Annotated in this window: 19 protein-coding genes; 12 read left to right on the plus strand and 7 right to left on the minus strand. The window is 51.6% G+C overall.

The window, feature by feature from the left end; all coding sequences use genetic code 11:
• Positions 1 to 29: 29 nt before the first annotated feature.
• The gene (locus ACYVH9_RS21120; protein WP_460638384.1) at positions 30 to 986 is read right to left on the minus strand and encodes an L-threonylcarbamoyladenylate synthase; all 957 of its coding nucleotides are present in this window, start codon (positions 984 to 986) and stop codon (positions 30 to 32) included.
• 150 nt (positions 987 to 1,136) lie between these two features.
• Between ACYVH9_RS21120 and ACYVH9_RS21125 the strand changes: the two genes are divergently transcribed.
• From ACYVH9_RS21125 to ACYVH9_RS21135, 3 genes are all read left to right on the plus strand, one after another.
• A complete protein-coding gene (locus tag ACYVH9_RS21125; RefSeq protein ID WP_460638385.1) occupies positions 1,137 to 1,487 on the plus strand; it encodes a YciI family protein in 351 nt (116 codons plus the stop codon).
• 63 nt (positions 1,488 to 1,550) lie between these two features.
• Complete coding sequence (locus tag ACYVH9_RS21130; protein ID WP_460638386.1) at positions 1,551 to 2,837, plus strand: RNA polymerase sigma factor; 1,287 nt, start codon at positions 1,551 to 1,553, stop codon at positions 2,835 to 2,837.
• Positions 2,838 to 2,951: 114 nt separating this feature from the next.
• On the plus strand, positions 2,952 to 3,305 hold the full coding sequence (locus tag ACYVH9_RS21135; protein WP_460638387.1) for a hypothetical protein: 354 nt from the start codon (positions 2,952 to 2,954) through the stop codon (positions 3,303 to 3,305).
• A gap of 122 nt (positions 3,306 to 3,427) precedes the next feature.
• Here ACYVH9_RS21135 and ACYVH9_RS21140 read toward each other — a convergent pair whose 3' ends face one another.
• Positions 3,428 to 4,612 (minus strand): exo-beta-N-acetylmuramidase NamZ family protein, encoded by a 1,185-nt coding sequence (locus ACYVH9_RS21140; RefSeq protein WP_460638388.1) that lies wholly within the window; start codon positions 4,610 to 4,612, stop codon positions 3,428 to 3,430.
• A gap of 589 nt (positions 4,613 to 5,201) precedes the next feature.
• On the opposite strand from ACYVH9_RS21140, the gene ACYVH9_RS21145 reads away from it, so the two are divergent.
• The 4 genes from ACYVH9_RS21145 to ACYVH9_RS21160 all read left to right on the plus strand — a co-directional run bounded on the left by ACYVH9_RS21145 (position 5,202) and on the right by ACYVH9_RS21160 (position 10,062).
• On the plus strand, positions 5,202 to 6,944 hold the full coding sequence (locus ACYVH9_RS21145; RefSeq protein ID WP_460638389.1) for a GMC oxidoreductase: 1,743 nt from the start codon (positions 5,202 to 5,204) through the stop codon (positions 6,942 to 6,944).
• Positions 6,945 to 7,040: 96 nt separating this feature from the next.
• Positions 7,041 to 7,667: a gluconate 2-dehydrogenase subunit 3 family protein gene (locus ACYVH9_RS21150; protein WP_460638390.1), complete on the plus strand. Its 627-nt coding sequence runs from the start codon at positions 7,041 to 7,043 to the stop codon at positions 7,665 to 7,667.
• 107 nt (positions 7,668 to 7,774) lie between these two features.
• Entirely contained in the window at positions 7,775 to 8,866 is a 1,092-nt protein-coding gene (locus ACYVH9_RS21155; RefSeq protein ID WP_460638391.1) for a Gfo/Idh/MocA family protein, read from the plus strand.
• A 17-nt stretch (positions 8,867 to 8,883) separates the two neighbouring features.
• Positions 8,884 to 10,062: a gliding motility-associated C-terminal domain-containing protein gene (locus ACYVH9_RS21160; protein ID WP_460638392.1), complete on the plus strand. Its 1,179-nt coding sequence runs from the start codon at positions 8,884 to 8,886 to the stop codon at positions 10,060 to 10,062.
• A 1-nt stretch (position 10,063) separates the two neighbouring features.
• Here ACYVH9_RS21160 and ACYVH9_RS21165 read toward each other — a convergent pair whose 3' ends face one another.
• The 3 genes from ACYVH9_RS21165 to ACYVH9_RS21175 all read right to left on the minus strand — a co-directional run bounded on the left by ACYVH9_RS21165 (position 10,064) and on the right by ACYVH9_RS21175 (position 12,924).
• Positions 10,064 to 10,633, minus strand: a complete 570-nt coding sequence (locus ACYVH9_RS21165; protein ID WP_460638393.1) for a pyridoxamine 5'-phosphate oxidase family protein — start codon at positions 10,631 to 10,633, stop codon at positions 10,064 to 10,066.
• A 99-nt stretch (positions 10,634 to 10,732) separates the two neighbouring features.
• Complete coding sequence (locus ACYVH9_RS21170; protein ID WP_460638394.1) at positions 10,733 to 12,685, minus strand: tetratricopeptide repeat protein; 1,953 nt, start codon at positions 12,683 to 12,685, stop codon at positions 10,733 to 10,735.
• 122 nt (positions 12,686 to 12,807) lie between these two features.
• A complete protein-coding gene (locus ACYVH9_RS21175; protein ID WP_460638395.1) occupies positions 12,808 to 12,924 on the minus strand; it encodes a 30S ribosomal protein THX in 117 nt (38 codons plus the stop codon).
• 205 nt (positions 12,925 to 13,129) lie between these two features.
• On the opposite strand from ACYVH9_RS21175, the gene ACYVH9_RS21180 reads away from it, so the two are divergent.
• From ACYVH9_RS21180 to ACYVH9_RS21195, 4 genes are all read left to right on the plus strand, one after another.
• The gene (locus ACYVH9_RS21180) at positions 13,130 to 13,924 is read left to right on the plus strand and encodes an SRPBCC family protein (protein WP_460638396.1); all 795 of its coding nucleotides are present in this window, start codon (positions 13,130 to 13,132) and stop codon (positions 13,922 to 13,924) included.
• A gap of 130 nt (positions 13,925 to 14,054) precedes the next feature.
• Positions 14,055 to 14,879, plus strand: coding sequence for a sterol desaturase family protein (locus ACYVH9_RS21185; RefSeq protein ID WP_460638397.1), 825 nt, complete (start codon positions 14,055 to 14,057; stop codon positions 14,877 to 14,879).
• An 85-nt stretch (positions 14,880 to 14,964) separates the two neighbouring features.
• Positions 14,965 to 15,759 carry an SDR family NAD(P)-dependent oxidoreductase gene (locus ACYVH9_RS21190; RefSeq protein WP_460638398.1) on the plus strand — a complete coding sequence of 265 codons (795 nt, stop codon included), beginning with the start codon at positions 14,965 to 14,967 and terminating at the stop codon, positions 15,757 to 15,759.
• Positions 15,756 to 16,763 carry an NAD-dependent epimerase/dehydratase family protein gene (locus tag ACYVH9_RS21195; RefSeq protein ID WP_460638399.1) on the plus strand — a complete coding sequence of 336 codons (1,008 nt, stop codon included), beginning with the start codon at positions 15,756 to 15,758 and terminating at the stop codon, positions 16,761 to 16,763. Before ACYVH9_RS21190 ends, ACYVH9_RS21195 begins: the two co-directional genes overlap by 4 nt.
• On the opposite strand, the gene ACYVH9_RS21200 is transcribed toward ACYVH9_RS21195, so the two are convergent.
• The gene (locus ACYVH9_RS21200; protein ID WP_460638400.1) at positions 16,743 to 17,453 is read right to left on the minus strand and encodes a LytR/AlgR family response regulator transcription factor; all 711 of its coding nucleotides are present in this window, start codon (positions 17,451 to 17,453) and stop codon (positions 16,743 to 16,745) included. The two genes, ACYVH9_RS21195 and ACYVH9_RS21200, sit on opposite strands and share 21 nt — an antisense overlap.
• A complete protein-coding gene (locus ACYVH9_RS21205; RefSeq protein WP_460638401.1) occupies positions 17,450 to 18,478 on the minus strand; it encodes a sensor histidine kinase in 1,029 nt (342 codons plus the stop codon). Before ACYVH9_RS21205 ends, ACYVH9_RS21200 begins: the two co-directional genes overlap by 4 nt.
• Before the next feature lie 233 nt (positions 18,479 to 18,711).
• On the opposite strand from ACYVH9_RS21205, the gene ACYVH9_RS21210 reads away from it, so the two are divergent.
• Positions 18,712 to 21,159, plus strand: coding sequence for a TonB-dependent receptor (locus tag ACYVH9_RS21210; protein ID WP_460638402.1), 2,448 nt, complete (start codon positions 18,712 to 18,714; stop codon positions 21,157 to 21,159).
• Positions 21,160 to 21,199 lie beyond the last annotated feature (40 nt).

Raw genomic sequence — 21,199 nt, forward strand, 5'->3', positions numbered from 1 at the left:
AGGGGAAGGAGGTCGTTCTTTCCCCTTTTTTATTTAAATGCCGCCCGGCGCAGACGGTCGTTGACGGCCCGGCCCAAGCCCGTTTCGGGCACCAATTCGGCGGCAATCACATCAATATCTTTGGTGTCCAGGGTTCGCATGGCCGAAAATAGGTTTTTGGCAGCTTCGGATACATCGCCCGTAACGGACAGGATCTGCTGGTTTTCGGCCGGAACCAGCCGGGTGATTTCCTCAAAGGCCAGCACGCCAATTCGCTCGGGCTGGTGCGCTTTCAGGAGTTCGTCCGGTGCTTTCAGAAAGAGCGGTTTGCGGGGGGCATAATGACTGCTCAGCATACCCGGCGCTTTGGGGTTGGATGTCGAATGGCTGCGCACGGCGACCTTCCCGACCACCGCTTCCAGCTTTTCAAGGGTCATTCCGCCAAGCCGGTAAACAATCGGCCCACCGTCCGAAAAACCGATAATAGTCGATTCGATGCCCACCTGGGCCGCACCACCATCGAGCACGTACGGAATCTGGTCGCCCAGTTGGTCGGCCACGTGCCGGGCGGAGGTCGGGCTGATGTAACCGAACGGATTGGCACTGGGCGCGGCTAGTGGAAAATCCAGGGTTGCCAGGAGTTTGAGCGCCAGCGGGTGGTTCGGAATCCGGATCGCAACGGTGTCGAGACCCGACGACACCAGGTCGGGAATGATGGATTGCTTGGGCAGTAAAATCGTCAAAGGACCCGGCCAAAACCGTTCGGCGAGCTGCCGGGCTTTTTCCGGAATGTCGATGACGAAGGTTTCTACTTTGGCAATTGTGTCGGTATGAACGATAAGTGGATCGAACGAGGGCCGGTTTTTTACCCGGAAAATCTTTAGCACGGCATCCGGATTGAGCGCGTTCCCGGCTAGCCCGTATACGGTTTCGGTGGGCAATCCAACGACGTCGCCCTGTTCTAAGAAAGCTTTTGCTTGTTGTATGTCCGTTCCAATTGCCGCCATACCGCAAAGGTACGGTTTTCTGCTTTATGGTTCCCGGCGGCTTCTCGTCCAATTCTATTCCTCAACTTTTTTTGAAGTTCCTGTCCAGTTTTTCTTTCTTCGTTCGTCGTAGGGCTGATCAATCACTAATTCACTTTCAATGTACGTACCATGGAAAAATTCATGCTGATCTTTCACGGACCGCAGACCGACGAAGAGGCTTTTCAGGAAATGTCACCCGACGAATTTCAGGCTGTTATTGAAAAATGGAACACCTGGATTGGCGGCATCGAGGCTCAGGGAAAAATGCTGGGGACGGACGCTCTGTTGCCCGCCGGAAAAGTGTTATCTAATAAGGGGCAAACGGTTACGGACGGACCGTTTACGGAAGGGAAAGAAATTGTGGGCGGCTACCTGCTGCTGAACGCCGAAAGTTTTGAAGAAGCCCTGACTCTGGCCCAGGGATGTCCGCATTTTGATACGGGCGGCAAGGTGGAAGTGCGCCAGGTCCAACAGTTCTGATTGATTTACCCAACAACAGCGTGAACGATTGGTATCTTCACGCTGTCTTATCTTTTTTGTTACGTGGAGTCGTCGAATACGCATCAACTTGTCGCGCATCTTTTTCGGCATGAAGCGGGCCGGATGGTGACGGTATTGACCAAAATGCTGGGGTTTGAGCAGCTTGAGGTGGCCGAAGATATTGTGCAGGACACGATGATTCAGGCGCTCCGGAGCTGGTCGTTTCGGGGAATTCCCGACAAACCGTCGGCCTGGTTATACCGGGTGGCTCACAACCAAGCTCTGGATGTAGTTCGCCGGGAAAAGGTACACCGGAATCTGACGGCAGCGTTGGGGCGGGAACAGCCATCCGAAGATCAGCTGGAACGGTTTTTTGCGGAAGATGAAATCAACGACAGCCAGTTACGAATGCTTTTTACCTGCTGCCATTCCGCGTTGCCGTTTGAGTCGCAGGTGGCCCTTTGCCTGAAAATTTTGTGCGGATTGAGCATTCGGGAAATTGCCAACGCGTTTCTGACAGGTGAAGAAACGATTACCAAACGCATCTACCGGGCCAAGGAAAAAATCCGTTCGAAAGAAATCCGGCTGGAAGTGCCATCGGGTGCTCAGCTGCCCGTTCGGTTGCAGGCGGTTTTGAAGAGCCTTTATCTGTTGTTTAACGAAGGCTACAATTCCTCCCATCCCGACACGCTCATCCGGCAGGATTTATGCGAGGAAGCGATGCGGTTGTGTTTGCTGCTGACGCAAAACGCTCAGACGGCGGCTCCGGCTGCCCATGCCCTGCTGGCGTTGATGTGTTTTCAGGTAGCCCGCTTCGACGCTCGCACCGACTTAGATGGGGCCATTGTTGTGCTGAAAGACCAGGATCGCACGCGCTGGAGCCAGCCACTCATTGAGCAGGGAAAACGCCAGCTGGCTCGCTCGGCCGCGGGCGACGAACTGACCGACTATCACCTGGAAGCGGTTATTGCCCTACAGCATTGCAGCGCACCGAGCTATGAAAAAACGGACTGGAAGGCTATTCTACGGTATTATGACCTGTTGCTGGAACGAAAGCCCGGCCCCGTTGTCGCGCTGAATCGGGCGGTGGCGCTAGCCGAGGTGGAAGGGCCTGCGGTAGCCTTGCAAACGGTTTTACAACTGACCGGGTTAGCGCACAACCACTATTATTACGCCATTCTGGGCGATTTTTACGCGCAGCTTCGGCAAACTGACCAGGCCCGTGAACGGTATAGGCAGGCGATACACCGCACGTCATCAGGGGCTGAACGGCAACTTCTACAGAAAAAAATAGCATTGCTTTCTGAAAATCCTTCGACGGTTTTTGCGCCGGATGAAACCCCTCAATAACGGCATTGGGGCAACCGGGTTCTTCGCAATCCCTTTTTACAAGTACGCTGGAGCTATAGCATATTTTGCTACTTAACACGTTCTAGGTTAAAAATGAGTAGTCTTTTAATACCTATGAAACAGTTTGTCAAAATCAGCGTGATTCCTGTCCTGGTGTTCGGTGTCGGTCTATCGTCCTGCGTTGTTTCCAAATTTAAACCCCTGTCGCAGGTGAGCGGGGTGGAAGCCGATTCATCCTCCGTAACGGTTTTTTTGCTGGAAAGGGACATTCCTCAAGACATCGAGAAGTTGGGGGTGGTCACGATTGCCAACATAGAAAGGGCCACGGTCAACACCGACAAACACGTCAAGCGGCAACTTCAGAAAGATTGCCAGCGATTGGGGGCAAACGGGGCTTTTCGGGTGAATGACGGCACTTATCATCCTGCCATTGTGAATTATTTAGTCTTTAAATATAAAAAGGAATAAACCTCAGAAGATTCACATGTTGGGTGTCCGGAAAAGCAAAAAGTAAAATCAGAACCGTGTGCTGGCATCTGGTGGGCCCGTCATTGTGACGGGCAATGAGCGTAACAGGGTTGCCGTCGATTTCAACGGTACAGCAAATACTTCTTACGCATTTTCTTGTAGGCGGTCAACCCCGGCTCCCAGCTGGCGCGAATTTCTTTTTCCGAACGGCCTTCCATAATTTGTTTCCGGAACAGCCCATTGCCGATCAGCCTTTCGATGGTGCCCATTTCTTTGCTCAGTTTTGAATCAAAGAATTTCTCTTTGTGGGGGTGGGCCTTGTAGAGCTCCATCAGCCATTGGATATTAATCTGACCGCTCTTGCGCAGTTGGCTGACATCGTAGGTCCGCAAATCCAGGCCGTAGCAAACCTGATCCATAAACAGGGGTGTTTCCGCCATTCCCTTGATGCTCGTCGGGGTATAGGAGAAGGAGTAGATTCCCTTGAGCTCCGGACTTCCGATCACCGTAAACGGAAATTGAGTGCCACGCCCGTGGTTCAGGTAAACGCCCTCAAACATGCAGGTGGAGGGGTACAGCAAAATGCTCTGCTGGGTATTCAGATTGGGTGAGGGGGGCACCGGCAACGTGTACGGCATATCGTGCTCGTAGTTGGCTACTTTCACAATCTTGAGTTTACACTTCACTTTGTTGGTAAGCCACCCTTCTCCGTTCGCCATCTGGGCAAATTCCGCCACCGTCAAACCGTGAGCCATCGGAATCGGAAACATGCCGATCCCTGATTTATACTGCATATCCAGTACCGGGCCGTCGATGAGGTAACCGTTGGGGTTGGGTCGGTCGAGGATCATCAATTCCTTGCCATTTTCCTGACAGGCTTCCATGACCCGGACGAGGGCGTTGATGTTGGTGTAAAAACGGCAACCCACATCCTGAAGGTCGTACAACAGAATGTCGACATTGGCGAGATCATCCCGGGAAGGTTTGTTTTTCTTGCCATAGAGCGAAACAATCGGTATGCCGGTGGCGCTATCCACTTCATCGGCTACAGAGATCCCGGCGCTGGCTTTGCCCCGAAAACCGTGTTCCGGGCCGAATATTTTTACAATATTGACGCCAAGGGTCTTCAGGCTATCGACCAGGTGTTTCTTGCCGATGATCGATGTCGGGTTTGCCAGCATGGCTACCCGTTTGCCCTTTAAATACGGCACGTATTGATCCGGCTGATCGGCACCCGTTACAATTCCTTTAGCAGCACCCCGAAAATTTTCAGTATTTCGGGAGCGGATGCTTATGGTACTAATCAAAGCAAAAGCAGTAATAAGGAGAGCACTAAGGATGGAAAACCGGTTTTTCATAAAATTACTGACGTGATGAATGGCCGAATGTAAGCACTTCTTGCTTTGTTTTAGCCGTATTTTGGATTAAAAACGGAATGAAAGGGATAAACTACTCGGATATTTTCCGGAAAGCAGGGCGGAGGGATCACCACCGAACCTGGCCGACCACCTGCGAGCGACGACGGATTTCGAAGCCCAGGCCGGAAAACGGATTTTAAAAGGCCCCTGGAGACGCCGTATGCATCGGCTCCCTGGATTTGTATTCAGCGGAGATGATTCGTAACTTTAGCCGTTATCATAAATTTGACGATTCCAAGCTAAAAGTGGACTGACAGGGCCTGGTGACTGGTAAGCCGCTTGCGCCTGATTCTGAGGATAAAAACGGCTGATTCATTTACTATTGATTGAGCTGTTCGAGCGAAAAGTCAAAAAGTTCATGTTTCAATTCTTGAGGCATTTTTTGCAAAAGGTTGAATCTTTTAGTGCAATCCGTATTAATTTTAACAGTTAAATTCTACTTTTTTAATCAGTGACCTACTCACTAAACCAAAATTCAATGGATGTTCCACAAATAAAAAAGGCAGCGAAGCTTTACGACGTTGTCATTGTTGGCTCAGGAGCAGGGGGTGGTATGGCGGCTTATCAACTTTCCAAAGCCGGGGCTACCGTTGCCTTGCTTGAAGCCGGAGGTTATTTCGACCCTGCCGACCCAAAATACATTAACCAGCTGAAATGGGTTTATGAATCGCCCCGGCGCGGGGCCGGAACAACCCGTGCGTTTGGTGATTTTGATGCTGCCTGGGGAGGCTGGGAAATTGAAGGAGAACCTTATTCGGCCGCGAAAGGCACCGAATTTCACTGGTTCCGCTCCCGGATGCTCGGCGGACGCACCAACCACTGGGGACGGATTTCACTGCGGATGGGTCCTGATGACTTCAAACGGAAAAGCCTGACAGGAATCGGAGAAGACTGGCCGCTTAGCTACGAAGACTACGCACCGTATTACGACAAAGTTGACGATCTGATTGGAGTATTCGGGTCCAAAGAAGGGTTGCGCGATGCGCCCGATGGGCGGTTTTTGCCTCCCCCCAAGCCCCGTCTGCACGAGTTGATGATTAAAAAAGGAGCCAAGAGCGTTGGAGTGCCGGTCATTCCGTCGCGGCTTTCAATTCTGACCAAACCCATCCACGACCGCGGGGGCTGTTTCTACTGCTCACAATGTGGCCGGGCGTGTCAGGCGTATGCCGACTTCTCTTCGTCATCCGTATTGTGTATTCCGGCTGTAAAAACCGGGAAAGTGACGCTGATCAACAATGCGATGGCCCGTGAGGTCCTGACCGACGCCAAAACCGGTCTGGCCAATGGCGTTTCGTACGTCGATACGCTCACGTTGACCGAACAGTCGGTTATGGGAAAAGTGGTCGTTCTGGCGGCTAGTACCTGCGAAACGGCCCGGTTGTTGTTGAACTCAAAATCATCCCGTTTCCAGAACGGTCTGGCCAATTCAAGCGGAGTGGTGGGTAAATACCTGAACGACTCGACGGGTGCATCACGCGGGGCCTTTATCCCGGCGCTGATGGATCGCAAACGCTACAACGAAGACGGTGTGGGCGGTGCACACATCTACTCGCCCTGGTGGCTGGATAATAAAAAATTAGATTTCCCGCGCGGCTACCACATCGAATACGGCGGTGGTATGGGTATGCCGATGTACGGTTTTGGTTTCGGCATGGAAGGTCGTAATGCAATGGTACCAGGCCGGGATGGTAAACCGAAAGAAGCGGGCGGTTACGGTGCGGGCCTGAAAGATGATTTCCGGCGGTTTTACGGTGCCAACATCGGGATGGCCGGTCGCGGAGAACCTGTTCCATTGGAAAGCAATTACTGCGAAATTGACCCGAATACGGTGGATAAGTACGGTATTCCGACGTTGCGGTTCAACTACAAATGGTCCGATTACGAGATCAAGCAGGCCAAACACATGCAGGATACGTTCGAGGAAATTATCCACGCCATGGGTGGGATTCCGCTTGGTAAAAAACCGGGACCGGAAAACAACTACGGTTTGGAAGCACCCGGAAAAATTATCCACGAAATCGGTACGGCCCGGATGGGAAATGACCCGAAAAACTCGGTATTGAACAAATACTCGCAGGCTCACGACGTCAAAAACCTGTTCGTTGTTGATGCAGCCGCTTTCCCGTCGCAAGGTGACAAAAACGTGACGTGGACGATCCTGGCGAACTCCTGGCGGACTTCCGATTACATCATCGACCAAGTTAAACAAAAGAATATTTAATTTATGGTTTATAGTTTAAGGTTTATAAGCGTCTGACAGCGAGTGTATTTGTTGTCCGCTTTAAACCTTAAACCAAAAACCTTAAACCATAAAAACATGAAACGTAGAGATTCTCTCAAAGCCATTACCTTGAGCAGTTTGGGATTTGCGGGGATGAATCCGCAGATTGCCGCTGCCGAGTCAATCGCACCACCTGACGTTAAACCCGTCAAAATTCCCGGCGGTCGGCAGAAGTTCGAAGCAGAACGCGATGCCAAACTGAACGCCGACAAATTCTTTACGCCCCACGAACTCAAAACTGTAACGGTTTTAGGGGACATTATCATCCCGGCGGATGCCAAATCCGGCAGCGCTTCGCAGGCCGGTGTGCCCGCTTTCATCGAGTTCATGATGAAAGACCAGCCCCAGTGGCAGACGCCCATGCGCGGAGGTATCCGTTGGCTCGACAACCAGTGCGTGAAGCGGTTCGAAAAGAAATTCGCGGATTGTACCAAAGCGCAGCAAATTGAAATCATCGACGAAATCGCCTATCCGGCCAAAGCCAAACCGGGCCTGTCGCAGGGTGTTTCGTTCTTCAACATGATGCGCGGATTTGTGTCTACGGGCTTCTTTACCAGTCAGATGGGTATCAAAGACCTCGGTTACGTAGGCAATACGCCTAACCAATGGGAAGGTGTTCCTGCCGATGTGCTGAAGCAGTACAATTTGAGCTACGAAGATTAATTCAGTTAAGAGTAAGGGGTTAAAAATCAAGCGTTAACGATCTGGTATTTGACGGTCTCATTTGTTTTTAACTCCTAACTCTTAATTCACAACTCCTTACTCCACCTATGACCTCCCGACGACTTTTTCTCCAGCAAACCGGATTGATTGCTTCTTCCCTGGCTTTTTCGCCGTTGACCATTGCGCGGTCGCCTAAAAAAGATCGGCTGGGCGTGGCGCTGGTAGGTCTGGGTTATTATAGCACTGACCTGATTGCTCCGGCTTTGCAACTGACCAAAAACTGCTACCTGGCGGGCATTGTTACCGGTACCCCATCAAAAGCGGAAACGTGGGTGAAAAAGTACAACATTCCCGAAAAGAATGTCTATAACTACAGCAACTTCGATCAGATCGCGAACAACCCGGATATCGATGTGGTGTACATCATCCTGCCGCCGTCAATGCATCGCGAGTACGTGATTCGGGCGGCCAAGGCGGGCAAACACGTCTGGGTGGAAAAACCGATGGCCATGACCGAGAAGGAGTGTCAGGATATGATCACGGCCTGCAAACAGAACAAACGGTTGCTGGCAGTGGGGTATCGGCTTCAGCACGAACCCAACACGCAGGAGTACATTAAATTGTTGCGAGACGGAAAAATCGGGAAGATCAAAATGGTGAGTTGTTCGGCGGGTTATAACGACAACCGGACCACCCACTGGAAGCAGAAAAAAGAAATGGGCGGGGGTGTCATGTACGACATGGGCGTCTACGTTTTGCAGGGTGCGCGGCTGGCCACGGGCGAAGAACCGATTTCGGTGACAGCCCAGCAGTTTACTACCCGACCCGAAATTTACAAAAATGGGTTGGATGAGACCACCATGGCCCAGTTGGTGTTTCCGAGTGGGGCACGGGCTGCGGTGCAAACCAGCTTTGGCATGAATATGAACTTCCTGCACGTGACGGGCGAAAAAGGCTTTCTGAAAATGGAACCTTATTCGGCGTATAACGGGCAAACGGGCGAAGCAACCGGTGGGGTGAAAATCCAGCACAAATACGATGTGCCCCGGCAGCAGGCCATGCAGATGGACGACGATGCCGACGCGATCATGAACAACAAACCGTTGATTGCGCCGGGCGAAGAAGGTATGCGGGATATCCGTATTGTAGAAGCCATTTACCGAGCCGCCAAATCCGGCCAGTCTGTAAAGTTGACGTAACTTAACCGAAAAAATCAATGAACGACGCAAAGTGGACCGCACCTTTTTGGGTTACACTTTGCGTTCTTTTTTTGGGGCTGGGTTCGTCGATTTGTCAAGCTCAAGCGGATGAGTGTCCCGCCCCGGGTGAGATTTCTGGAGACCTTCAAATAACACCGGGGTACGGTTGTGTTCCGTTAACGATCAAAACGTCCAGCGGAACGAGCGGGGCAAAAAACATTCGCTACGTATATGATTATAAGGGGGGCGCTGTCAATGCTGCTGAAATAACCACCAAGTCGTCTTTTGAATATAAAAAGGCGGGCCTATACAGGATTCTGCAATACTCTGAACAAGATGGACGACAGCTGCGGGCTTGTGAGTTGGTCCAGGTGTATGATACGATCCCGCCCGAGTTGGTGGTTACGGGTTGCCTGACCCGTGTGATGGTTTCTATTCCGAAAGCCGCTGATTACCAGTATGATTGGTATACGGTTAATTGGGGTGACGGAACGCACGAACAGATTAGCGGACCAGCTCCGGTGGGCGTGCATACGTATGCTGATGATAGCCAACGGAACATTACGGTTCAGGGAACTCATTTTTTTGGCCATTGCGGGGGAACAACGCGCACCGTTTTCCGGCCCAATACAAAAGTCGAAATGCCGCACATTGACCAGATGCGCCCGGTGAGTACGGACGCGCTGGAACTGGTTATTGCCAACCCGAGTGGCAATCGTTTTTGGCTGGAGCAGCGCGTGGAAGGGGGCGATTTTGAGCGCACAACGTCACACGCCGAGTTTGTCTTGAGAACCCAGATCAATGCGGATCTATCGGCTCCGATCTGCTTTCGGTTTACGTTAGCCGATACCTGTTTACAAGCTCCGCCTTCCCCCGAAGTGTGTTATTTGCCGCCCAGCCCCGAGCCGGAACCAGCGGCCGATTCGACGGTTTTTATGCCCGATGCTTTTAGTCCCAACGCCGATGGCATAAACGATCGCTTTCAACCTCAGGGCTTGCAGGTCGGTCTCTTGCAGCTAACGGTTTATAACCGCTGGGGAGAAGTCGTGTTTCAAACAAACGAAGCTCGGGACGGCTGGGACGGTAAAAGGCACGGTCAATCTCTGCCGCCGGGTGCGTATACGTACCGGCTGGATATTGAAAAAACCGATGGGCAGCGGTCCCAAAAACGCGGCATCGTGCTGTTGTTGAAGTAACTCAGGGCGTAGACGGTTCGTTCAGCAGGCCCAGGTCGGTGGGCAAACCATCGAGGCTGACAAGGTTTTTTTCCTGCATGTATTCCTGCAAACCATCTTCCCCCTTTTTGTCCGCCCATTCGAAATGAATAGCCCGTTCGCCCTTGTAGTCGAACAACGGCACACCAAAACCGCAGGATGTTTGCACGAGTGTAATGTCGGCAATTATAAGTTGCCGTGTACTCGGGTAAATCGTGAAATGCGGGGCAAATGTTTCCCACTCGTCCGTGCCGGGTAAAACCGCACGCCCCTTACCATACAGCCGCAGAATCAGCGGAGCGCCCGTGAACGAACAGAACATGAAGGTAATGCGCCCATTCTCCAGGGTGTGGGCCGATGTTTCGTTGCCACTGCTGATCAAATCCATGTAGCCCACCTGGCTTTCGGAAAACACCCGGAAGCAATCCAGCCCTTTGGGCGATAGATTGACGTGCCCCTCGGCGCTTAAAGGAGCGGTACTGACGAAAAAAATAGGCTGCTTTTCAATGAATGCCCGATGAGGAGGTTTGATTGAATCATGAAACTTACCCATGAATGTTCGGATTTCTGGTGAAAAAAGAGCGAAGTTGACGTGGGTAAATATATCAAAAATAAATCGTCCTATGTTGCCTTCCTGAACTTGCTTTTTGTGTTATATGCCGGCCTGCTCAAGTTGTCGCAGGTTGCTTTTGGCTTCTTCATAATCCGGTTTTAAGGCAACCGACCGACGAATGTCAGCCAATGCTCCCGCCCGGTCGCCCAGGTAAAACCGATCAACTCCCCGGTTGTGCAATGCCGTCGGATCGTTGGGTTTATAGCGGAGGAAGCGGTTATAATCAGACAGTGATTCTTCATAGCGTTTCAACTGTAAGTACGTAAAGCCGCGGGCGGTAAGGACCAGCGTATCTTTGCCGGGCACCAGCGCTAGGGCTTTGTTAAAATCCCGCAAAGCATCTTCAAAGCGGTTTATTTTGTTGTACGTTAAGCCCCGGTTGTAGTAAACATCGCTTTTGGTGGAATCCATCCGAATGGCTTGATCATACATCTCCAGTGCCTTTGTTAATTCATTTTTTAGACCGTAGGCGTTGCCTAGCCCTTCGTAACAATGGTACCGGCTGCTCCCGTTGGCAACAGCGGCCTGAAACTGTTGCAGGGCTTCGTCGATTCGGTTGTTTTTTCCGTAATAATCGCCCAGTCCTTCCCGCATCTGGTCGTTATCGGGATAAAATTTCAGCGCGTTGATCCAGAGCGTTTCGGTATTTTTCCAGACTTTGACCTGTTGGGTGGTCAGGTAAAAAAACAGCAAGCTGAAGCAGCCCAACCCCACCGTGGCCCACCGAAACCGTTCCGGCGAATGACCGATGAGTAGATACAGGCCGTAGACGACCAGAAACAACAGGCCAAAGTAAGAAAGGTAGCTGTACCGGTCGGCCATGATGGCAGCGCCCACCGTCATAAATTGCAGAACAAGAATGATGGTGATTAGAAAAAAGCCGATCCCGAACGCTACCAGCCGCTGCCGTTCGGTTTTGGCGGTCAGCAGATACCACAACCCCAGACTCACTACCAGGATGAAAGCTAGCGGACCCAGCCAATGCTGCGGTTCGATGTTTCGGACGTTTTCGGGGTACGGATAAAAGGCCGACAGCCGGAAAGGAGCGATTAGTTTAACCAAATACATCAGGAAACCGTAGCTGCCGTACACCAGCCAGCGGGCAGCAAACGGCTCCTGACCAACGGCATCTTTCTTTTCCGCAATTCGGACAAACCAGCCGTGAAAATCCCCTCCACTCTGTACGTTAGTCGCAATCAATCCGATGAAAATCGCCACCAGCACAAAGGGAAGCAGGGTGAACAGTACAGACGGTTTTAGCACTTTTTTAAGCCCCTGATCTCCGGCTTGCCAATAATCAATCAACAGTAAAACGAGAGGCAGAACAACCGCCATCGCCTTGGCTAGACAAGACAGAACAAACAGGCCAAACGTGAGAAAAAGCCAGCTCGCCGACTGTGTTTTTCGGTATTGAAGATACGTTAGGCAGGCAGACAGGAAAAAAAACGTGTAAAGGACATCTTTCCGCTCCGAAACCCAGATGACCGATTCCACGTGCATCGGATGCAGGCCCCACAATGCGGCAACAAACAGGCCCACCCAGCGATTTTGGTGGCTTAACTGATAAGCCAGCCAGAACACCAGCCCGGTATTAAACAGGTGAATAACCGTGTTTGTCACAATAAAAGAACTGGCTCCGGGCCCGAATAAGGCGGAGTTGGCCGCGAGCGATAGCATTGTGAGCGGGTGATAATTGAGCGCTACCACGGACTGTAGCAGCGTTTGTACGTGTCCGGCGGTTGGGTCCAGCACATACGGATTGGCGAACACATACTCCGAATCGTCCCAGTCAACAAACCCGTTGCCAAATCCAAACGCGTATGCAATAAAAACCGTTAGCAGCAGCAGCGGCAACCACAGTCCTGCCCGAATATCTGCTTTGCTCATGGAAGCGGACTTGCTTCGTACGGGCGCTGTAGGAACCGGAGTAGCAACCGGCGATGAAGACGCTACGGTACCCGAACGGGTTTTGGAAGATTTGTGTTTGGCCATGCATATAATTCGTTTTGCCATAATTACTGCAAAAGCTGTACCACATGGCTGCCGGGAGCCAAACGGAGTAAAAACAAAAAAGCCCCGCCAGGGGCGAGGCTTTTCCGGAGGAAGATCACGGATTATGCTTTGCTGGCATTATCGGTTTTTCCTTGTTGATTCGTTAATTTGGGGCGTTTTACGCCATAAGAACCGCGCCAGATTTTGCCGCGCTTGGTTTTAACATCTCCTTTTCCCATGTTCAGAACGTTAGATTGACTTAACTAAAAGGACCTGGATTAACGAGTAATCACCATTAATAAATCCTAGTTACTCATTTATTCGTAATAATCAAAACCGGATAAGAGTAAGTTTATTGCTTCTATTTTGGGGCTACCGGCGGGATTTCCAAACATCTGTCAGCGAATTGAGTTAGCCTACAAACAACAGTTAAAAACAAAACGTATGGCAGGCAATAAAACAACGGTTCTGGAAAATTCTGGAATCGGACAGCTTGAACCCGAAACGAGCGGATCAAGCCTTATCAATGTCGGTGAAGAAGAACGCGTGTGGTCGACGGTTGGCGGGGGATTGTTGCTTACTTATGGATTAAAAAAAGCCTCCATTGGTGGTATTTTGCTGGCGGCTGTGGGTGGTTATCTGGCCTACCGGGGCATGTCGGGCCATTGCCCGGTTAGCGAAGCCGTTGGACGAAATACCGCCGGAAACGAAGCCGGTCCCGTTGAACCCATTGAAATTTCGACCAGCCAGACCGTTTACAAACCCCGCGAGGAGGTGTACCGGTTCTGGCGGCACCTGGAAAATCTGCCCCGGTTCATGTCGCACCTGAAGGAAGTACGGCAGCTGGATTCAACGCATTCGCACTGGGTGGCTCAAATCGGTGAGGGAACCGTGGCCGAAGCCATCGCATCGGTGGAATGGGATGCGCAGATTATTCACGAAACACCCAACGAACGGTTGGTCTGGAAGTCAGTCGAAGGAGCCCGGATCCATAACGTGGGAGAGGTGCGGTTTTCAGATTCGCCGGACGGTTTCGGCACCGTCATTCACGCCACGATTCGGTACCGTCCGCCCGTTGGTCACTTGGGAAGCGCCCTGATGAGCCTTTTCAATCCGGCGTTTGCGCAACTGATTGAAAAAGATCTGCGCCAATTTAAGCAGGTCGTCGAAACCGGTGAGCCCACGCCGGGTCAGGAGCAGCATCCGGCAGAACTGGAGTCTGGTATCGCTGATATATAAGGTCGGTTAAATGAATCGCCAAACCTGGCAGGTCAGACCTGCCAGGTTTGGCGATTAAATTTTTAGTCATCAATCATAGGGGTAATTTCGTTAAGAGCTGTCATTAGGGCGAACAGTAAACAACGCACTAATGGACTTGCTACAATTGGAACGGGAATTACTTCCCCTGACTACCTATGCCGCTCCGGTTATTTTAGGCTCCGTCCTGCTGGAATTCTGGTTGAATCGGCACGATGAAGAACACCGCTACGAAAGCCGTGATTTCTGGTCGTCGGTGGGCATCGGACTCGGTAGTCTGATTATAAACGGCATTCTGAAAACGAGTGTATTCGGAATGGCCCTGTTCTTTTACAAACTGATCCCCTGGCGAATCGAAACCGGCTGGTGGGCGTGGCTATTGGCTTATTTTCTCGTCGATTTTTGCAACTATTTCGCGCATTTTATTGCGCACAAACAGCGCGTCTGGTGGGCTACGCACGTAACGCACCATTCGTCCGAACACCTTAATTTTTCGACGGCATTCCGGAATTCATGGACGCAGCATTTAAAGCTGGTTTTCTTCATTCCGGCCTGGGTGTCGGGCATCAATCCGGTGGTGTTGTTGACGTGTTACCAGATCAACCTGTTGTATCAATTTTGGATTCACACCGAGATGATCGGAAAACTACCGCGCTGGTTTGAATTCTTTTTCGTCACGCCTTCGCACCACCGGGTGCATCACGGGAGCAACGACCGGTACATCGACAAAAACTTTGGGTCCTCGCTGATCATCTGGGATCGTCTGTTTGGAACCTTCCAGGAAGAAGATGAAAAACCCATTTATGGGTTGACCAAGCCCGTTGCGTCGTTCAATCCGGTTTACCTGAATTTCCACGTCTGGGCCGACATCTGGCAGGATCTGCGCCGGGTTCGTTCCTTTCGGGCTGCCTGGGGCATTTTGTTCGGCCCTCCCTGATTCGGCCCGCAATCTGGTTAAAATCCCATTGAGGTTGCATCCACTGGTTTGATGCAGTGCTCGTCATCCACCAAAACCTTCTGTCATGAAAAAATACGTGCTGATTACCGGCGCCAGTGCTGGTTTGGGCAAAGCATTTGCCCTCGAACTGGCCCGGCAAGGACATAATTTGATTCTGGTAGCTCTCCCGAACGAAAACCTACCCGCCCTGGCGCAGCAAATCCGGCTGAATTGTAACGTCAGTGTGGCCTGTTACGAAACCGATCTGTGCCAGCGACCCAACCTGGAAGAGCTTGTTGCCTGGCTTCAATCGTCGCGGTTCGAGATCTTTTATCTGATCAATAACGCCGGAATTGGCGGCTCGCAGGCATTTGATCAGGCCGATACGGAACGGATTGAGCGTATTTTGCAACTAAACATCATCGGAACGGCGTTGCTGACGCGGCTGGTGCTGCCCTTTCTGCTGAAATTTCAGCAATCGTACATCCTGAACGTGTCGAGTATGGCTGCTTTTTCGCCGATTCCGTACAAAACGGTTTATCCGGCTTCCAAAGCGTTTATCTATTCGTTTTCCCTCGGGCTCCGGGCGGAGCTGAGTGCGCTGGGCGTGCGGGTCAGTGTCGTTCATCCGGGTCCGATGCCGCATTCGCCGGAGAATCAGGCCCGGTTGCAAAAACACGGTCGGCTGGGGCGGCTGGCAACGGTTCCGCTGGAGCTGATTGCGCAAACGGCCCTGCAGCAGGTGGAGCAGGGGCAGTCGGTGATTATTCCGGGCTGGACCAACAAATTTGGCTACTGGATGATGCGCTGCATACCCTGGTCCTGGCGAAAACCGTTTATGGTATCCATGTTGCGCAAAGAACTAAGTCTGGCGGTATGAACGTATTGTTGACCGGCGCAACCGGCTTGCTGGGCATCCACGTAGCAGGTGAACTGATTCGGCAGGGACACGCGGTGAAAGCCCTGTATCGCTCGCTACCGAAGCGCATGGACGAACTGCCCTGGTTCAAAAATGTCGATTGGGTGAAAGGAACGCTGATCAGCCAGAGCAATTTGGAGAGTCTGGTGCAGGATTGCCAGGCGGTGATCCACGCGGCCGCGCGGACCGATCCGTACCCAACGCAGCTTTCAGCCTATTACGAAACCAACGTTACGGGTACCGAATACCTCATCGAAGCGGTTCGCCGGAAAACGGATACGCGGCTGGTTTACGTCAGTACGGCAGCGGTTTTTCGCCCGGGTAGTCTGGCCACGCCGGCAACGGAAGAAAGCCCGTACGCGTTCAAGCTCATGGCGTCGGGCTACATCGCGAGCAAGTACCAGGCGCAGCTGCGGGTTCTGGAAGCTGTTCGGCAGGGACTGGATGCCGTGGTTGTCAATCCGACTTTCATGCTGGGACCGTATGATTTCAAGCCGAGCTCGGGCGCCGTCGTCCAGTATGCCCGACAAAACCGGCTGATCCTTCACCCCGGAGCGGGTGGCAAAAGCTTCATTGATGTGCGGGACGCGGCCCGGGCGACGGTCAATGCGCTGCAACTGGGCAAAACGGGCGAATGCTATCTGCTGGCGAACGAAAACCTGACGTACGACCAATTCTTTACCCTGCTTGTGCAGTTGTCAGGTAAGCCGAAAACCGTAGTTCCCATTCCTGCTTCTTGGATTCAACTAGCCGGTAGAATGGGGTCGACCGCGGAGCGGTTGTTTCGACGCGGTTTGCCCATGAACCGGATCAATGCAACCTTATTGACGCAGGACAACTATTATTCGGGCGAAAAAGCGCGCCGGGACCTGCACATGCCGAGATCGCCGGTGAGCCAGGCTATCGAGGAGGCTATGCATTGGTTCGATCAAAAACCGGAACGATTACAACCCGAGCGTTTTTAAAAAACCGTCCCGGTAATTACTGCCAATCGGTATCTCAAATTTTCCGATGTAAACGCGGTTGCCTTCGATGTGCGTTATTTTGGATTTGTTGACCAGAAACGAGCGATGCACTCGCAGAAACAGGGCCGCAGGCAGCATGTTTTCAAAGGAAGAAAACGTCAGGCTGGTGCTGACGGTTTGCTGGGTTGTTATCACTTTGGTGTAATTCCCGCTGGCTTCGGCATACAACAGATCGTGGTGCGCAATTTTGTAAATTTTGCCGTCGGATTTGACAAACGTATAAGGCTCGTCGCCCGGTTCGGTGGGTTCAGAAACCGGGAGTGAGGCTACCTGAATGCGTTCCAGGGCTTTGTCGACGGCCACCATAAACCGTTCCAGCGAGAACGGTTTTAGCAGGTAATCGCAGGCCGATAAATCAAAAGCATCGAGCGCATACTCCTTGTAGGCCGTGGTGAAAATCACCTGTGGTTTGTGCCGGAGGGTTTTTAAAAAAGAGATGCCGTTCAACACCGGCATGTTAATGTCCAGAAACAGAATGTCGATGGAGTGCTCCTGAAAAACCGCTTTGGCCTCCAGGGCATTACCGCAGGAAGCCACCACATTCAGGTTTGGAAAATGGCCGCAATAGGTTTGGATGATTTCCCGGGCGATGGGTTCGTCGTCCACAATCAGGCAGTTGATCCGGGTCATTTTATCTTGAGTTGAAGCATGACGTTGTAAAAATTTGCCCCGTTTTCCACCGACAGCTCATAGGCATTGGGGTAGAGCAATTCGAGCCGTTTCCGAACATTCGACAGCCCTAGGCCCCGGTTTTTTTCGAGATGCTGCTCGTCGCTCACAGTACCGCCGTGCGAATTCCAGACCGAAAACAGCAGGGAGTTGCCCCAGCTTTTTATCGAAATAGCGATGGAGATTTGCGGATCGGTGGTGTTTTTGGAATGTTTGAACGCATTTTCGATGAATACGATCAACAGCATGGGAGCAATGGTGAGATTCGTCTGGCTAAAATCCTCGATGGACGTGCTCAGGGTAAGTCGGTCGCCAATCCGGATTTTTTCAAAGTCGATGTAATTCCGGATGTACGCCAGTTCGTCCGGCAGCGGAACAAACAACTCTTTCGCATCATACACCGAATAGCGCAGCAAATCCGAAAGTTTTAACAACAACGGCGGTATTTTGTCCGACTGCGTGATCGACAAGCCGTACAGATTGTTGAGAGTATTGAACAAAAAATGCGGACTGAGCTGCGATTGTAACAAATGCAGTTCTACCTCGCTTTGTTCGGCTCGTGCGTTGGCGTTCCGGATCTGGTTCTGAACGGCAATTCGGCCCAGCTTGACAAGCATACCGAGGGCAACGCTGAGGACAAACAGCGGCAGGTAAAACAGCATCAGGTTGAGGGCGATCCGGTTGGCCAGCGGAAATTCGGCGTGCACAAAAAGCCAGATGATACTCCCGATAACCAGGAACGACAACACCGCAAAAATAGTGTTCGGGATCGGTTTCGAAATCCAGAGCTGCGATAGATAGCGTCCCAGGTACAAGCCAACAAAGACCAGGAGGGTTGCGGCAAAAGCGGCCTGTTCGCTGTCTTTGGGGTTAATGGTTTCAGCGTAATAGTTGGAGATGAAGAAGACGGCGAGGGCAATAAAAATGGCCGGTATTGTATACCGTCTCAGGGAAGAGAAATCGCTTTTGGGCTGCACTTTTTTCATGCAATTTTTTTTTGTACAAAGTTGAGCAACCTTTCCCAGTTGGTGAAAGGAGCTGGACGGATGGGGTCTAAAACAGGACAGACAAGCGTAAAACCGGCACGAACGCATTCGCCCCGCCGAAACCGCTTTTTGTCAGCGCTTGTCACCGGTTCGGCCTGATAACTTGGATACCCCGGCACCCAGGCCAACCTTTGTTGCGAACGAACTAAGCCGCTCCGGCAACCGCAACAGCCATGAAAGGTAGTGTATTGCTATTTTATCTCACTCTTTATTGTTTGCCTCTTTGGGCGCAAGATACAACCAAATCCATTCAGGGAACCGTCACGGATTTACAAAACGAGCCGTTGCCAGGCGCGACGGTTAGTTTGTACCGGGCCTCCGACTCCACGCTGGTTCGGGGTGAGTCGACCACCAACGTCGGGAAATTTGAGCTGAAAGGGTTGACCGACAACGTCTATTACCTGCGGGTATCGAGCGTTGGCAGCAACGAGCACCGCAGCGGCCCGCTGACGATTGATGACCATCATACCGTCATTGTACTGCCCATCATTGTGTTAAGTCCTTCAAAAACGACGCTTCAGGAAGTGACGGTGGTGGCCAAACGGCCGCTTTTGGAGCAGGAAATCGATAAAACCGTCGTGAACGTGGATGCCATGATCAGCAGCGTTGGCAGTAATACGCTGGAAGTACTGGAAAAAACGCCCGGCGTTACGGTGGAAGCCGACGGCACAATTAGCCTGAACGGGAAAAGTGGGGTGTTGGTGCTGATCGACGGGCGGCAAACGTATTTGTCGGGACCGGATCTGGCGGCTTACCTGAAATCGTTGCCCGGTGGTTCGCTGGATAAACTGGAACTGATGACCAACCCGCCCGCCAAATACGATGCCGCCGGAACTGCCATCATCAACATCCGCCTGAAACGCAATCGGTTGCAGGGTTTTACGGGTGACCTGAGTGCAAACTATAGCCAGGGAAGAACGGTTCGTAGTAACGAAGTAATCAATGTCAACTTTAACCGGAAAAAGCTGAACGTATTCGGTAGCTTGGGGTATAACAAAGACGCAGACTACGCCAATAATTTCGTTGACCGGATTTTTTACAACGAAAATGAGGACATCACGTCGTCTATCCAGTTACAAAACAATTTCCGGGGCCGCAGCCACGGGCTGATGGGAAGAATGGGGATGGATTACGCGGTTTCTCCCAAAACAACGTACGGTTTTGTGATTAGTTTGCAAAACCGACCCCGGCACGAAAGACGGGATTATGAAAGCCGAAATTTCAACGCCAATGCAATGCTGGATTCACTGGGAAGGGGATATACCGATGGCGATTTCGCCTGGCGAAACGGGAGCGCCAACATTAATTTTCAACACCGGTTTGATGATCAACGGGGACGGGAATTAACGGCTGACTTAACCTACGCCCGCTATCAGTCCCACGGCATTCAGCAGCTCCATAATTTTACGTATCTGCCGGACGGCACGCCCGGTAGCCGCAGTGATTTTTTGTATGACCTGCCGTCAGACATCACGATTTATACCGCCAGTGCCGACTACGTGCATCCGCTGAAAAATAAAGTTACGCTGGAAACCGGGGTGAAATCCAGCCTGGTCAATACGGATAATGATTCAAAGTATTACACCGTGATTGATTACGTTAACATTCCTGATTACCGTTATTCCAACCATTTCATCTACCGCGAAACCATCAATGCCGCCTATGTGAACTCCCGTAAAGAATGGAAACGGCTGGGGATTCAGGCGGGGTTACGGCTGGAAAATACACTGGCCAACGGGCGGCAGCTGGGCAATGCGGAAGGGCAGGCCAGCTCATTTGCCAAAAACTATACGCGCCTGTTTCCAACGGCTTTTGTTCGCTACAAACTGGATACGGTGGGAAATAATACGCTGACGGTCAGTCTGGCCCGGCGCATCCACCGAGCCAATTACCAGCTGTTGAATCCATTCGTGTTCTTCCGCGACAATTACTCCTACACGGTGGGCAATCCGGATTTGAATCCGCAATACCACTACCAATATGAACTCAAATACCAGCATAAAACGCAGCTGGGTATTGCGCTGCAATACAATCGGTTTTCCGACGTGATTTTTCCACTCACCGAGGCCGTCGGGGATCGGTTTATTACCAGCCCTCGCAATGTGGCAAAAGGACATATTCTATCACTGGCAACGAATTTGTCGCTCAATCCCACAAAATGGTGGCGCCTGAATGCGAATCTGATGGGGTCTCGGATGGCGGTTCAGGGAACGGCCTATTCCGAAAGCCTGAACCCCGGCATTTTTCACGCCCGGTTGAACCTCATGAATCAATTTCAATTTCAGAAAGGATGGAATGGAGAGGTGACCGGTTTTTTTACCACGAAAGATCTGGCGGGACAAACCATCACCGAGCCGCGTTACCGCGTTGGCTTTGCGGTCCAGAAGAAAGTATTGAAAAACAAAGGAAGCGTTCGGCTGATTGCGGAGGATATTTTTCACTCCTGGCGGCAAAACGATCGAACCGTTAGTCTGAAACAGGCCGACGCATTTCACGCCGGGTTTAGCGATACGCGCCGGATTGGCCTGGCGTTTACGTATCAATTTGGCAAAGAAACGTTCGCCCGAAAACGCCGGCACAGTGACAATGCGGCCGACGCGGAAAAAAGACGGGTCGAGTAACGTTTACGGTTTACAGTTTATAGTAGAAGATCGGTAAAAG

It is taken from the genome of Larkinella harenae, from assembly GCF_054780515.1.

Excerpts from the sequence above, each read along its gene's own strand:
- ACYVH9_RS21200 (WP_460638400.1), bottom strand. The coding sequence starts at position 17,453 with ATGACCCGGATCAACTGCCTGATTGTGGACGACGAACCCATCGCCCGG.
- ACYVH9_RS21180 (WP_460638396.1), top strand. The coding sequence starts at position 13,130 with ATGGCAGGCAATAAAACAACGGTTCTGGAAAATTCTGGAATCGGACAG.
- ACYVH9_RS21120 (WP_460638384.1), bottom strand. The coding sequence starts at position 986 with ATGGCGGCAATTGGAACGGACATACAACAAGCAAAAGCTTTCTTAGAA.
- ACYVH9_RS21150 (WP_460638390.1), top strand. The coding sequence starts at position 7,041 with ATGAAACGTAGAGATTCTCTCAAAGCCATTACCTTGAGCAGTTTGGGA.
- ACYVH9_RS21125 (WP_460638385.1), top strand. The coding sequence starts at position 1,137 with ATGGAAAAATTCATGCTGATCTTTCACGGACCGCAGACCGACGAAGAG.
- ACYVH9_RS21175 (WP_460638395.1), bottom strand. The coding sequence starts at position 12,924 with ATGGGAAAAGGAGATGTTAAAACCAAGCGCGGCAAAATCTGGCGCGGT.
- ACYVH9_RS21135 (WP_460638387.1), top strand. The coding sequence starts at position 2,952 with ATGAAACAGTTTGTCAAAATCAGCGTGATTCCTGTCCTGGTGTTCGGT.
- ACYVH9_RS21165 (WP_460638393.1), bottom strand. The coding sequence starts at position 10,633 with ATGGGTAAGTTTCATGATTCAATCAAACCTCCTCATCGGGCATTCATT.
- ACYVH9_RS21195 (WP_460638399.1), top strand. The coding sequence starts at position 15,756 with ATGAACGTATTGTTGACCGGCGCAACCGGCTTGCTGGGCATCCACGTA.
- ACYVH9_RS21185 (WP_460638397.1), top strand. The coding sequence starts at position 14,055 with ATGGACTTGCTACAATTGGAACGGGAATTACTTCCCCTGACTACCTAT.
- ACYVH9_RS21170 (WP_460638394.1), bottom strand. The coding sequence starts at position 12,685 with ATGGCCAAACACAAATCTTCCAAAACCCGTTCGGGTACCGTAGCGTCT.
- ACYVH9_RS21190 (WP_460638398.1), top strand. The coding sequence starts at position 14,965 with ATGAAAAAATACGTGCTGATTACCGGCGCCAGTGCTGGTTTGGGCAAA.
- ACYVH9_RS21160 (WP_460638392.1), top strand. The coding sequence starts at position 8,884 with ATGAACGACGCAAAGTGGACCGCACCTTTTTGGGTTACACTTTGCGTT.
- ACYVH9_RS21205 (WP_460638401.1), bottom strand. The coding sequence starts at position 18,478 with ATGAAAAAAGTGCAGCCCAAAAGCGATTTCTCTTCCCTGAGACGGTAT.
- ACYVH9_RS21145 (WP_460638389.1), top strand. The coding sequence starts at position 5,202 with ATGGATGTTCCACAAATAAAAAAGGCAGCGAAGCTTTACGACGTTGTC.
- ACYVH9_RS21210 (WP_460638402.1), top strand. The coding sequence starts at position 18,712 with ATGAAAGGTAGTGTATTGCTATTTTATCTCACTCTTTATTGTTTGCCT.
- ACYVH9_RS21155 (WP_460638391.1), top strand. The coding sequence starts at position 7,775 with ATGACCTCCCGACGACTTTTTCTCCAGCAAACCGGATTGATTGCTTCT.